Here is a 12,882-nt window from a genome sequence, read left to right on the forward strand (position 1 = left end):
CCTGACGGCCTCCCGCGGACGCCTGGCAGGTCGTCGCGCCGGGTGGATGCCTGGCAGATCATCGTGCCCGGCCGGGTCAGGCCACCGAAATGCTGTCCGCGGCTCCTTCCGCCGTTTCCGCCGCGGCCAGTGCTTCCCGTATTCCGGCGGCGACGGCGCCATTGACCGGCAGGGCGAGATGTCCGACACCGGCGACATGCACGTTGTACGCGAGCAAATCAGGGTGACTGATTCTCGCCGTTGTGGCCGGAACCATCACCTGGTCCTCGGCACTCCAGAAAGCGACGAATTGCGTGCGGCAATTCGGTGCGGGCCGCGCCAACTCGGCTATCACCTCGGAATCGGGGCGCATCTGGCGGACGAGGGGGTGCGCCGACAGCAGGGGCGCGATACGGGTGCCGGAGTGCGGGGTGCCGAGCGTGACCACCGTGCGGACACGGGTGTCGCCGCCCAGCCGCTGGACGTAATAGCGGGCGATGAGCCCGCCGAGGCTGTGGCCCACGAGGTCCACCCGGCGATGGCCGGTCCGGGCGCAGACCTCCTCCACATGGCGGCCGAGCAGCTCGGCGGCCTTACGGAGATCGCAGGTCAGCGGGGAGTAGTTGAGCGCCTCGACATGGCGCCAGCCGTGCCGGTGCAGTGAGCGGCGCAGCAGCAGGAAGACGGAGCGGTTGTCGATGAAGCCATGGAGCAGGAGGACCGGCGGATGGGCCCGGCCCTCGGTCGGCAGCAGTGTGGGCGCGCCGGGGGTCGGCTGCGGTGCCTCGGGCGCCTCCGGCGTCAGGAACCCTTCCGGGGGCCCGGCCGCGGGGTGGGGTGCGGGCCGTGGCAGCGGGCGTTCCTGGGAGATGCCGGTCGGATAGAGGAGGAGATGGCCGGCGAGGATCGCCAGGTCCACGACCGTGCTGCGCAGTGGAAGCGCGGCGGCGCGAGCGGGGAGCAGGCGCACGCACCGGAGGGGTGCGGAAGCGAGGCGCGAGAGCAAAAGGGGTGCGGAGAGAAAGGGCAGGGCCTGCATGGCCGACCTCCCGAACGGCACGCGGAAGGCGGCGTCGACCCCCGTATGCCCTCGTGGGAAGCCCTGGGTGGCGATGCGGGCAGGCGGCTGATCTTGATGCGTGCCCGGCGGCTCGGTGGCCCGGCGGTGGCTCCCCGTGCGCCCGGCCCGCGCCCTGCGCCGCCCGGCTCCGGCGGCACGACACGCGGGACGCGGCGCGTAGCGAACGTGTCCCATGTGTGATTTCCCCCTCCCCGGATGTCACGAAACGGCTGGGTACGGGATGCTGGCGATAACGTTCGTTCACGCTCGTGGCCGCCGGATCGCGGTCGCGCGATCGATTGTCGGCTCGGCGGCACCACAGTGCCGTGCATGGCTTGGAGGCAGTGATGAGTGTGGCTCGGCATGACGGAGCGCAAGCGGAGAGCCAGGGCGCGGCGGGCAGGTCGGGGCCGATCCGTGTAGTGGTGGCCAAGCCGGGCCTGGACGGGCACGACCGGGGCGCCAAGGTCATCGCGCGGGCGCTGCGCGACGCCGGTATGGAGGTGATCTACACCGGGCTGCACCAGACCCCCGAGCAGATCGTCGACACCGCGATCCAGGAGGACGCCGACGCGATCGGGCTGTCCATCCTCTCCGGGGCGCACAACACCCTCTTCGCGAAGGTCATCGCCCTCCTGGAGGAGCGGGACGCGGCGGATATCAAGGTCTTCGGCGGCGGCATCATCCCCGAGGCGGACATCGCCCCGCTCAAGGCCCAGGGCGTCGCGGAGATCTTCACGCCGGGCGCCACGACCGCCTCGATCGTGGAGTGGGTCCACACGAACGTCCGCTCGCTGGCGGTCTGAGACACCGCGGAGCCGGCGCGGCGGCCCGGCCCGGCGGCCGGGCCGCGGCGGGGGGCCCGGGGCGGCGGGCTCTGATACGCGCGGCGACGGAGTGCGCGGCAGTGGCGCCGGTGGCCTTGATGTGCGTGGTCCTGGCGCCCGTGGCCTTGGTGTGCGCCGTCTTGCTGTGCGTGGTCATGGCACGCGGGCGCCCGGTGTGGCCCCGTCGGGGGTGAGGGGTGCGGTATCGGCACCGCGGGCCGCGCCGGGACCGGTCCCGGTGTCGTCGCCGGTGGGTGGCGGGGTGAGTTCCGTACGCATCGTGGCGCGCAGGCGCAGGGTGCCGACCAGGCGCTGGAAAGCCTCGGACCAGTAGCCGCCGGAGCCGGGCGAGGCGCCCTCCGGCTCGTCCGTGACGGCCGTGAGCATGTCGAGCCGGTCCGCGGCGGCCGGGTCCAGACAGCGCTCGGCCAGGCCCATCACCCCGCTGAAGCTCCAGGGATAACTGCCCGCGTCCCGGGCGATGTCAAGGGCGTCGACCACCGCTCCGCCCAGCGGCTCGGCCCACGGGACCGCACACACCCCGAGCATCCGGAATGCCTCCGACAGGCCGTGCGCCGCGATGAACTCCGCCACCCACCGGGCCCGTTCGTCCTCGGGGAGGACGGTCAGCAGCTTCGTCAGATCCCGTGACGAGCCGGCCGGGGCGACCTCGGCGGCCTGGGCCGGCGCGGCCGGCGCGCCCAGCAGCGCCCGGGCCCAGTCGGCGTTCCACTGGCGCACGGCGGCGCGGCACCAGGCATCGTGCAGCTCCGTCCGCCAGTCGTCGCCCACCGGCAGCGCGACGATCGCGGCCGCGTCCCGGCCCCCGAAGCGTGCGTGCCAGCCGTCCAGTGGTGTGGCCTCCACCAACTGGCTCAGCCACCAGGACCGTTCGCCCCGTCCGGAGGGCGGCTTGGGGGCCACGCCGTCCCGTTGCATCCCCGGATCGCACTCATGGGGCGCCTCCACCGCGATCAGCGGTGCGCCGGCCGTACGGTCCAGGCCGATGCAGGTGTGCGCCCGCCGCGCCATACGGGCCGCGAGGGCGGAGCCGGGCAGGGTGGAGAGCAGTTCGGCGGCGGTGGCGCGGACGTTGCGGCTGCGGTCGGACAGGGCCTGTTCGAGGAAGGGCTCATCGGCCGCCGAGAGGTCCTCGCGCAGCGAGTCGAGGAACATCAGGCGGTCCTCGGCCCGTTCCGTGGACCAGGTCGTGGTCAGCAGTGCCAGGCCCGCGGACGGGTCCTGGCGGCGCAAGGCGGTCAGCAGGGCGACCCGCTCCGCGAACAGGCCCTCCTCCCAGGTGCGCCGTACGGCCGCGGGGTCACCGTCACCGGGGAGCCCGGCCCGGCTGCCGGTCTCCCGGAGCGCGAACTTCCATTCGTCGTTGAGCCGGGCCAGCCACCGGGCCCGCGGCCCCGCCAGGGCGAGCGCGGCGGGCCGCAGATCCGTACGGGCGCGGGCGGCGTCGAGCAGCGCGGGCAGCAGGACTTCCGGGGCGCGGTACCCGGACGCGACGGCGGCGGTCAGCCACTGGGGCAGCAGCTCGGTGAGGTCGGGGGCGGTGCCACGGCGGCTGCCGCCTGGGCCGGCGCCGCGGTCGGCGAGCAGCAGGGAGAGCCGGCGGCGGGCCGCGGGCGGGAGCAGGGGCCTCGGGTCGGCCGGGGCCGGGGCGGGCCGCTCACCGGCCACCGCGGGGCGCAGCGCGGCGCGCCGGCGCACGGTGCTCACCGCGGCCGCGTCCAGCAGTGCGGCCGCGGCGCCCTGCCCCGGCCGCGCCGCCACCGGCGGTGTCCGCCGCTCGGTCCCCAGCAGCGCGGCGCTCACGAGAGCGGACCAGGGAGCGGGGGCGGCCGCGGTGGGTGACGTGGAGGGGGTAGTGGGTGAGGTGGGTGACGTGGTGGGGGTGGTGCGGGTCATGCCCTTCCTCCTGGCATCGGTGGTGGACGGCGTCCGGGCGGGCCGGGGTGTCGTGGCCGGGGCGCGGGTCACAGGGGCACCGGGGTGGGGTCCCAGGCGGTCAGCGGCAGAAAACCGCGGTGGCCGCACTCACCGAAGACCGTGATCGGTGCCCCGCCCGACAGGGCGACCAGCTGCCACGGGCTCGTCCGGCCGACGCAGCGCGGGTCCAGTGGGAGCGCCGACTCGCCGTCCGCGTCGGCCAGTTGCCAGCCCGTCCCGTCGTGGCTCGGTATCGGGGTGACCTCGCTGAGCACCACCGGCCAGGAATCCAGCCACGGGTCGTCGCGCAGCGCATCGCCGTACGCGGCCAGGGCGGCGTCGATGCCACCGCCGGGGGGTACCGACCCGTGGGTCACCGGGGCGTGCCGCGCACCGAAGGTGGCACGCAGCGGGCGGGCGCCCGGGTAGTAGGCGAGGTCCGCGTCGAGCACCAGGCCGGGCGGCAGCGCCAGGTCCAGGGGGCGGCCGGTGGAGCCGCCGAAGGAGAGATGCAGCGCCATCCGGCCGGTCCGTTCGCCCCGCAGGAAGATTCTGCGGGTGAGCAACTTGCCGTCGTCGCTGTCCTGTTGGGCGAGCACCAGCCAGCGGTCCCGGATCGTCGCCGCATCGACGCCGGTCAGCAGGTCCGCCGCTTCCGTGGTCAGCCCGACGCGCGCGCGGACCGTCGCCGCGAGCGGGCCCGGCAGCCGCTCGATACCGAGGAACCCCTGGTCGAGGAGGTGCAGCAGTGCGCACTCCTCCAGCAGCCGGGCCGGCCAGTCCGGCCCGGAAGCCACCACCGACGACAACTCCCGTACCCGCGCGGCGAGTCCGGGGGCCTGGGCGTCGACCATGCGGGCCGCGGTCTCGTCCCAGGAGCCGGCCCCGCTCCCGTCCGATGCCAGCCCGGACTGGAGCAGATCCTCCAGCCGCTGTTCCAGCTCCGTGGCGCCGGCGCCGATCCGCTGCATCCGGCGCTCCGCCCGCCGCCGGGCGGCCTCCGGGTCCGCGGGTGCCCGCGACGGGGCGCCCGTGCCCGAGGGCGCGCCCGCGGCCCGCGCGGCCCGCTCCCGCCGTCCGGCCAGCCATTCGTCCGCCCAGGGGGACGGTTCCCCGGCCGGCACCTCTCCGCCGTCGCCCGCCCAGAGCAGCAGCAGTCCCAGGGCGTGCTTGCAGGGAAACTTACGGCTCGGACAACTGCACGTGAAAGCGGGACCGTTGAGGTCCACGACCGTCTGATACGGCTGCTTGCCGCTGCCCTTGCACCGCCCCCACACCGCGCCCCCGTCCGCGCCCGTTTCCGACCACGGTCCGGGCGCCGCGAGCTTGCCGCCCGCTCTGCGTGATGCCTCGTCAGGTGCCAGTGCGCGCACCTGATCCGTCGTCCAGCGTTCCCCCTGCGGATTCATGTCTTCGACGCTACGACGCACCACTGACAATCGCCGTGGGCCGCGACGAACTCGCAGGCCGGAGCTGCATTTCGGGTGATTGTCAGTGGCGTGGTGCAGGGTGGATTCCGCAAGCGGCCGCCGCGATTTCGAGGTGCCGGCCGCACACCGTGCGACGAGGGGGAACCATGTCCGCGAACAGCTTCCGGACGACCGACGACACGAGCCGGCGGACCGCGGGGGCGGCGCCGGAAGCCGCGGGCGGCGAGGCGCTGCGGCCGCATGCCGAGGACAGTTTCGCGGGCGAGCTGCGGGCCCTCGCGGCGGCCGACGACCGGCCGCGGCCGGCGCGCTGGCGGCTCTCGCCGTGGGCGGTCGCGACCTACCTCCTCGGCGGCACCCTCGCCGACGGCACGGTCATCACCCCCAAATACGTCGGCCCGCGCCGGATCGTCGAGGTCGCGGTGACCACCCTCGCGACGGACCGCGCACTGCTCCTGCTGGGCGTGCCCGGCACCGCGAAGACCTGGGTGTCCGAGCATCTGGCGGCGGCCGTCAGCGGCGATTCCACCCTCCTGGTGCAGGGCACCGCCGGCACCCCTGAAGAGGCGATCCGCTACGGCTGGAACTACGCCCGGCTGCTCGCGCACGGCCCCAGCCGCGAGGCACTGGTGCCCAGCCCGGTGATGCGCGCGATGGCGCAGGGCATGACCGCGCGGGTCGAGGAGCTGACCCGTATCCCCGCCGACGTACAGGACACGCTCATCACGGTCCTGTCGGAAAAGACCCTGCCCATCCCGGAGTTGGGGCAGGAGGTGCAGGCGGTCCGCGGTTTCAACCTGATCGCCACCGCCAACGACCGCGACCGCGGCGTCAACGAACTCTCCAGCGCGCTGCGCCGCCGCTTCAACACCGTCGTACTCCCGCTGCCCGCCACCCCGGACGAGGAGGTGGACATCGTCTCCCGCCGGGTCGGGCAGATCGGGCGCTCGCTGGACCTCCAGGCCGGACCCGAGGGCCTGGACGAGATCCGCCGGGTCGTCACGGTCTTCCGGGAACTGCGGTCCGGCCTCACCACCGACGGCCGGACCAAGCTCAAGTCGCCGTCCGGCACCCTCTCCACGGCCGAGGCGATCTCGGTGGTGACGAACGGCCTGGCGCTGGCCACCCACTTCGGCGACGGTGTGCTGCGCTCCGGCGACGTGGCCGCGGGCATCCTGGGCGCCGTGGTGCGCGACCCCGCGGCCGACCGGGTCGTATGGCAGGAGTATCTGGAGACCGTGGTGCGCGAGCGCGACGGCTGGAAGGACTTCTACCGCGCCTGCCGTGAGGTGAGCGCATGAGCGAGCGAACGGCCGACAGGGGCGGGCCGGTGCTGCTCGGGGTGCGCCACCACGGCCCCGGATCGGCGCGGGCGGTGCGGGCCGCCCTGGAGCAGTGCAGGCCGGCCGCGGTCCTGATCGAAGGGCCGCCGGAGGCGGACGAACTGGTGCCGCTGGCCGCCCGGGAGGGGATGCGGCCGCCCGTCGCGCTGCTCGCCCATGCGCAGGACGACCCCGGCCGCGCCGCGTTCTGGCCGCTGGCCGAGTTCTCCCCGGAGTGGGTGGCGCTGCGCTGGGCGCTGGCACACGGCGTCCCCGTCCGCTTCATCGATCTGCCCGCGGCGCACTCCCTGGCGCGGGGGGACGACGAGGCGACGGCGGAGGGTCCGGCGACTGCGTCCGGTCCGGCGACGGCGGATGGTCCGGAGACGGCGGACGGTCCGGAGGCGGCGGACGAGGCGGCTGGCGGGCAGGAGGCCCGCTCCGGTGCCGAGGTGCGGATCGATCCGATCGGGGTGCTGGCCGAGGCGGCCGGGTACGACGACCCCGAGCGCTGGTGGGAGGACGTGATCGAGCACCGCGGGGGCGGGGGAGCCGGCGCGGACGCGCTGGCGCCGTTCGCGGCGCTGGCCGAGGCGATGGGCGCGCTGCGGGAGACCTACGGCGACGGGGGCCATGACGGTGACCCGGTGCGGGAGGCCCATATGCGGCTCCGGCTGCGGGCCGCGCGACGGGAGTTCGGCGACGGCCTCGCCGTGGTGTGCGGTGCCTGGCACGTCCCCGCCCTGGCGCGGCGCACCACGATCACCGCCGACCGGCAGCTGCTCAAGGGCCTGCCGAAGGTGAAGACGGCGGTGACCTGGGTGCCCTGGACACACCGCCGGCTCTCCCGCCGCAGCGGCTACGGCGCCGGTATCGCCTCCCCCGGCTGGTACGGCCATCTCTTCAGCGCCCCCGACCGCCCGGTGGAACGCTGGCTGACCAAGGTCGCCGGGCTGCTCCGCGAGGAGGACTACGCCGTCTCGTCGGCGCATGTCATCGAAGCGGTCCGGCTCGCCGAGGGGCTGGCCACGGTCCGCGGCCGTCCGCTCGCCGGGCTGACGGAGCTGGACGACGCGGTGCGCGCCGTCATGGGTGACGGCACCGACGCCCCGTCCTCGCTGATCCACGACCGGCTGGTGGTCGGGGAGGTGCTGGGCGAGGTCCCGGAGGACGCCCCCGCGGTGCCGCTGCAACAGGACATCGACCGCAGCCGGCGGACGCTGCGGCTCAAACCCGAGGCTCTGGAACGGGAACTGGAGCTGGACCTGCGCAAGGAGACCGACGCCGGGCGCAGCCGGCTGCTGCACCGGCTGCGGCTGCTCGGCATCCCCTGGGGCGAGCCGACGCGCTCCCGCGGCAGCACGGGCACCTTCCGGGAGACCTGGCGGCTGCGCTGGGAGCCGGAGCTCGCCGTACGGGTCGCGGAGGCCGGCATCTGGGGCACGACCGTGCTCTCGGCCGCCACCGCCAAGGCCGCGGCCCAGGCGGCCGGGGCAGCCGGCCTCGCCGAGGTCACGGCGCTCGCCGAGCGCTGTCTGCTCGCCGAACTCCCCGACGCCCTCCCGGTGGTGATGCAGGCGCTGTCGGACCGCGCGGCGCTGGACGCGGACGTGGGCCATCTCGCCCAGGCGCTGCCCGCCCTCGTACGGTCCGTGCGCTACGGCGATGTGCGCGGCACGGACGCCGCCGCGCTCCGCGAGGTGGCCACCGGCCTGGCCGAGCGGGTCTTCGTCGGACTGCCACCGGCCTGCCTCGGGCTGGACGCCGACGGCGCCGCCGAAATGCGCGGCCATCTCGACGCCACCCACCAGGCCGTCGGCCTGCTCGGCCAGCCGGAGAGCGCGCGGCGGACGGGAGGCAGGCAGCTGCGGGCCCGCTGGGCCGGGGTGCTGCGGGCGGTCAGCGAACGGGACGCCGTGCCGGGTCTGCTCCGTGGCCGGGCGACCCGGCTCCTGCTGGACGACGGTGAGTTGGGCGACGGGGGAGCGGAGCGGCTGATGGGGCTCGCCCTGTCGCCGGGCACCCCGCCCATCGAGGCCGCCGGCTGGATCGAGGGCTTCGTCGGCGGCGGGGACGGCGGCATGCTGCTGGTCCATGACGCCCGCCTGCTGGCGCTGGTCGACGGCTGGCTGACCGGTGTGCCGGACGCCGCGTTCACCGACGTACTCCCGCTGCTGCGCCGCACCTTCGCGGAGTACGAGCCCGGAGTGCGGCGCACCCTCGGCGAACTGGTCCGCCGCGGCCCCGCGACGGCACCCCGCCACCCGGCCGGTGAGGCCCCGGACGCGGCCGTGCCCGGCTTCGGCCCCGGCCTGGACCGCGACCGCGCCGCGGCCGTCCTCCCCACGCTCCGCACCCTGCTGGGCATCGGACAGCACGGCTTCGACGACGAGCAACCGGACCCATCCCGCCCGGCCGGCGGCTCCCGCCCGGCCGACGACCTCACGGGGGCACGGACATGACCACCACGACACCGGACCCGAGGGCCACCACCACAGCCACGACCTCGGCCACCACGCCACCGGCCCCGACGGCCACGACCACGGCCACCGCCCCGGCCACGGCCACCACCGCGACCACGACGACGCCCACGCCCACCCCCGACGACCCGGCCGCCGCTCCGCCCGCCACCCCGGCCGCCGCCCCCACCCCCGAGGCCGAACGGCTGCGCCGCTGGCGGCTGGTGCTCGGCGGTGGCGGCGCGGACGGGACGGGGTGTGCGCTCAGCGGCCGGGACGCCGCGATGGACGGGGCGCTGGCCTCGCTCTACGGCCGGGAGAAGGGCCGCGGCGCCAAGACGGCCAATGGCGGCAGGCGTTCGGCGGGGCTCGGGGCCTCGGCGCCCGGGGTGGCCCGCTGGCTCGGCGACATCCGGACGTACTTCCCGTCGTCCGTGGTGCAGGTGATGCAGCGGGACGCCATCGACCGGCTGGGGCTGTCCACGCTCCTGCTGGAGCCGGAGATGCTGGAGGCCGTCGAGGCCGATGTGCATCTCGTGGGCACCCTGCTGTCGCTCAACAAGGTCATGCCGGAGACGACCAGGGAGACCGCCCGCGCCGTCGTCCGCAAGGTCGTCGAACAGCTGGAGAAGAAGCTGGCGCAGCGCACCCGCGCCACCCTCACCGGCGCCCTGGACCGCTCCGCCCGTATCAGCCGGCCGCGCCACCGCGACATCGACTGGGACCGCACGATCCGGGCGAACCTCAAGAACTACCTCCCCGAGTACCGCACGGTCGTCCCGGAGCGGCTGATCGGCTACGGCCGCGCCGCGCGGTCGGTGAAGAAGGACGTGGTGCTCTGCATCGACCAGTCCGGTTCGATGGCCGCCTCGGTCGTCTACGCCTCGGTGTTCGGCGCGGTGCTGGCCTCCATGCGGACCCTCGACACCCGGCTGGTCGTCTTCGACACCTCGGTGGTCGATCTGACGGACCAACTCGACGACCCGGTCGAGGTCCTCTTCGGCACCCAGCTCGGCGGCGGCACGGACATCAACCGCGCGCTCGCCTACTGCCAGTCCCGCATCACCCGCCCCGCCGACACCGTCGTCGTCCTCATCAGCGACCTCTACGAGGGCGGCATCCGGGACGAGATGCTCAAGCGGGTGGCCGCGATGAAGGCGTCCGGAGTGCAGTTCGTGACGCTGCTCGCCCTGTCCGACGAGGGCACGCCCGCCTACGACCGGGAGCACGCCGCGGCCCTCGCGGCCCTGGGCGCACCGGCGTTCGCCTGCACCCCGGACCTCTTCCCGGACGTGATGGCGGCCGCGATCGAGAAACGGCCGCTGCCCATACCGGACATGGCGGAGCAACGGTGACAGGTGGCGCGGGGGGACTTGCGTGGCACCTGGTTGCTCATGCAAGTATCAGCTCATCGCTCGATCGCCCGCGACGCGCGTGACGCCGAGGGCAGGTTCCTCGGCTGTCCCCGTCCGTATGGGAAGGTCCCCCCTTGTCTGCTGTGCTCGCCCTGCCTGCCACTGTGCGCCTGCCGCGCACGGTGGCCGTGCGGCGTGCGCTGCTGGCCGGGCTCTTCCTGGTGGGCTTCGTCGCCCTCGGCTTCGCCTTCGGTCCCGGCGCCCATGCCGACGACCGCACGGGGAGCGCGGAGCTGTCCGGGGCAACGGCCCCGGCGCGGCCCGCCGCCGAGGCGTCCACCCCGGACCGGGCCGCCACCCGGGACGGGGCGAGCCGGCTGTCCGGTTCCCGCGCCGCGGTCACCGAGCGGGGCGAGGAGTCCGGCGCGCGGTTCGCCGAGCGCACCCACGCCGCGTCCGACGCGGTGACGCAGGCCGTCCGGCCCGCCGTCGAGCAGACCGCACCGGTCACCGAGCCGGTGGGCCGCGTCGTACGGGAGATCGGGGACTCGGCCGGTGCCGCGCTGCCCGTGCACCTCCCGTCCGGTGAGCACGCCGGACACCCCGGAGACGGCGGCCCGCACGGGCACGGCCGTACGCCGGGCGAGGCGCCGTCGGCCGGTTCGCGGACCGCTGCCACGGTCGACCGCGCTGCCGCCGCCGAGGCGGTTCAGCTCCTCGACGACCTGCGCAAGCCGGTCTCCGAGGGCTCCTCGGCCACCGTTCACGAGCAGCGGGACCCGGGCCACGACGGCCTTCCGGGGCAGTACCCGCAGGGCCCGGCGGCGCCCGCCTCGCACACCGCCGGTGACGGCCACGGCCCCCGTGGCGGGGACCAGTACGCCGCCGCCCCGGCGGACCCCACGCGCTTCCGGCTGCTGCCCGGTGGCGTCCGCACGGCCGATGGCGCTCCGACGCGTCGGCGTGCCGAAGAAATCCTCGAATTCCCGGGCTAGGGCAGACCGCTCCGCGTCTGTAACTGGACCTGCCGCGCGGGGGCGGGACAGGTCTGCCCGTCAAACCCCTCCGAATTCGAAGGACTTCACCTCCATGCGCTCCCACATCCGTCGTTCCATCGTCGTTGCCGCTGCCGCCACCGGTCTGTGGGCCCTGGGCACCGCCGGCGCCAACGCCGCCGAGCTGCCCGTCGGTTCGGACCTGCCCACCACCGGCACGGTCACCGACACCGCCAAGCACCTGCCCACCGGCGATCTGGCCGGCACCGCGACCAAGACCGCCGAGACCGCCGAGAAGACGGTCGGCGAGGTGGCGGGCAAGGCCACCGGCGCCCTCGGCGGCGTGTCGGCCGAGAACCTGCCCACCGGCAAGCTGCCGCAGGCCGGCGACGTGACCGGTGCGGCCGGCGGCGTGCAGAAGCAGGTCAGCGGCGCCGGTCTGCCGGACACCGGTGCGGCGCGCAAGGCCGCCGGCCTGAAGCAGGCCAAGAAGGCCGTCAAGACCGTCAAGAAGGCCGCCAAGGGCGCCGACCTCGGCCAGGCCGGCCGCCTCACGGACGGCATGCTGCCCGCCGTTCCGAAGCTGCCCGCCACCCCGGGCGTCCCGTCCCTGCCCGGCACCCCGGCGCTGCCGAAGGCCCCCGCGCTGCCCAAGGCCCCCGGCTCGGCCGACAACCTGCTGGCCGGTCTCGCCGGTGCGGGCATCCGTCCCGAGCAGCTGACGAAGCAGGCCCAGGGTGCGCTGGCCACCGCGCGTCCGGTCGTCGACCAGACCGCCGACGACGTGCTGCCGCCCGTCGCCCGCCGGGTCGTCGTCAAGGTCGTGCCGGTCGCCCAGGGGGCGGTCGGCGGTGCCGGTCAGCTCGCCGGTGACGCGGCCGGCCAGGCCGCCCCGTTCGTGACCGTCGTCGGCGGCCAGGCGCAGCTGTTCGCGCAGGGCGCCGCGGCCGACGCGGTGCCGTTCGCCCAGGGCGTGGCCACCGACGCCGCGCCGTTCGCTCAGGGTGAGGTCGCCAAGGCCGCCCCGTTCGCCCAGGGCAAGGCGACCGACGCGGTGGCGTTCGCCCAGGGTGCGGCCGCTGACGCCGCCCCGTTCGCGCAGGGCCTGGCCACCGTCGTCGTGACCGACGCCCAGGACACCGCCGGCCAGGCCGTCACCGGCGTCCGCGGCCTGACCCCGGCGAAGTCCGTGCCGGCCGTCCCGTCCGTCCCGGCCACCCCGTCCGTGCCCGCGACCCCCGCCGTCCCGTCCGTCCCGGCCACCCCGTCCGTGCCCGCGACCCCCGCCGTCCCGGCCGTCCCGGCCAACGTGACCGACGCCCTCCCGGCCACCCCGGCCGTGCCCGCGGTCCCCGCCAACCTCACCGACGCCGTCGCCGTCCCGGCCCTCCCGGCCGTGCCCGCTGACCTGGCCGACCTGACCAACGCCGCCAACATCCCGGCGCTGCCGGCCCTCCCGGTTCAGGCCGTCTGAGCCGAAGCCGGCACCACCGGCTCCCGGTCGCGGCGGCGACCGA

The 12,882-nt window shown here is 75.4% G+C and carries 9 protein-coding genes; 6 read left to right on the forward strand and 3 right to left on the reverse strand.

Going from position 1 to position 12,882, the window contains the following annotated elements:
• Positions 1–76: 76 nt before the first annotated feature.
• Positions 77–1,018: an esterase/lipase family protein gene (locus tag ACFWJW_RS00235; protein ID WP_387232597.1), complete on the reverse strand. Its 942-nt coding sequence runs from the start codon at positions 1,016–1,018 to the stop codon at positions 77–79.
• 368 nt (positions 1,019–1,386) lie between these two features.
• On the opposite strand from ACFWJW_RS00235, the gene ACFWJW_RS00240 reads away from it, so the two are divergent.
• On the forward strand, positions 1,387–1,845 hold the full coding sequence (locus tag ACFWJW_RS00240; RefSeq protein WP_387232600.1) for a cobalamin B12-binding domain-containing protein: 459 nt from the start codon (positions 1,387–1,389) through the stop codon (positions 1,843–1,845).
• 174 nt (positions 1,846–2,019) lie between these two features.
• Here the strand turns inward: ACFWJW_RS00240 and ACFWJW_RS00245 are convergent, their stop codons facing one another.
• On the reverse strand, positions 2,020–3,783 hold the full coding sequence (locus tag ACFWJW_RS00245) for a DUF5691 domain-containing protein (RefSeq protein ID WP_387232603.1): 1,764 nt from the start codon (positions 3,781–3,783) through the stop codon (positions 2,020–2,022).
• A gap of 68 nt (positions 3,784–3,851) precedes the next feature.
• Complete coding sequence (locus tag ACFWJW_RS00250) at positions 3,852–5,213, reverse strand: SWIM zinc finger family protein (RefSeq protein ID WP_387232606.1); 1,362 nt, start codon at positions 5,211–5,213, stop codon at positions 3,852–3,854.
• 167 nt (positions 5,214–5,380) lie between these two features.
• Here ACFWJW_RS00250 and ACFWJW_RS00255 point away from each other — a divergent pair, with 167 nt between their 5' ends.
• From ACFWJW_RS00255 to ACFWJW_RS00275, 5 genes are all read left to right on the forward strand, one after another.
• Positions 5,381–6,535 carry an AAA family ATPase gene (locus ACFWJW_RS00255; protein WP_387232609.1) on the forward strand — a complete coding sequence of 385 codons (1,155 nt, stop codon included), beginning with the start codon at positions 5,381–5,383 and terminating at the stop codon, positions 6,533–6,535.
• Complete coding sequence (locus ACFWJW_RS00260; RefSeq protein ID WP_387232612.1) at positions 6,532–9,018, forward strand: DUF5682 family protein; 2,487 nt, start codon at positions 6,532–6,534, stop codon at positions 9,016–9,018. The genes ACFWJW_RS00255 and ACFWJW_RS00260 overlap by 4 nt, the downstream gene beginning before the upstream one ends.
• The gene (locus tag ACFWJW_RS00265) at positions 9,015–10,370 is read left to right on the forward strand and encodes a VWA domain-containing protein (RefSeq protein ID WP_387232615.1); all 1,356 of its coding nucleotides are present in this window, start codon (positions 9,015–9,017) and stop codon (positions 10,368–10,370) included. Before ACFWJW_RS00260 ends, ACFWJW_RS00265 begins: the two co-directional genes overlap by 4 nt.
• A gap of 134 nt (positions 10,371–10,504) precedes the next feature.
• Positions 10,505–11,365 (forward strand): hypothetical protein, encoded by an 861-nt coding sequence (locus ACFWJW_RS00270; RefSeq protein ID WP_387232618.1) that lies wholly within the window; start codon positions 10,505–10,507, stop codon positions 11,363–11,365.
• 94 nt (positions 11,366–11,459) lie between these two features.
• On the forward strand, positions 11,460–12,839 hold the full coding sequence (locus ACFWJW_RS00275; RefSeq protein WP_387232621.1) for a hypothetical protein: 1,380 nt from the start codon (positions 11,460–11,462) through the stop codon (positions 12,837–12,839).
• Positions 12,840–12,882: the final 43 nt, after the last annotated feature.

Source organism: Streptomyces sp. NPDC127097, assembly GCF_042724075.1.
GTDB lineage: Bacteria > Actinomycetota > Actinomycetes > Streptomycetales > Streptomycetaceae > Streptomyces.

Bases quoted from the DNA above. Each gene is read 5' to 3' on its own strand.
- ACFWJW_RS00265 (WP_387232615.1), top strand. From the start codon at position 9,015: ATGACCACCACGACACCGGACCCGAGGGCCACCACCACAGCCACGACC.
- ACFWJW_RS00255 (WP_387232609.1), top strand. From the start codon at position 5,381: ATGTCCGCGAACAGCTTCCGGACGACCGACGACACGAGCCGGCGGACC.
- ACFWJW_RS00240 (WP_387232600.1), top strand. From the start codon at position 1,387: ATGAGTGTGGCTCGGCATGACGGAGCGCAAGCGGAGAGCCAGGGCGCG.
- ACFWJW_RS00235 (WP_387232597.1), bottom strand. From the start codon at position 1,018: ATGCAGGCCCTGCCCTTTCTCTCCGCACCCCTTTTGCTCTCGCGCCTC.
- ACFWJW_RS00260 (WP_387232612.1), top strand. From the start codon at position 6,532: ATGAGCGAGCGAACGGCCGACAGGGGCGGGCCGGTGCTGCTCGGGGTG.
- ACFWJW_RS00245 (WP_387232603.1), bottom strand. From the start codon at position 3,783: ATGACCCGCACCACCCCCACCACGTCACCCACCTCACCCACTACCCCC.
- ACFWJW_RS00250 (WP_387232606.1), bottom strand. From the start codon at position 5,213: ATGAATCCGCAGGGGGAACGCTGGACGACGGATCAGGTGCGCGCACTG.
- ACFWJW_RS00275 (WP_387232621.1), top strand. From the start codon at position 11,460: ATGCGCTCCCACATCCGTCGTTCCATCGTCGTTGCCGCTGCCGCCACC.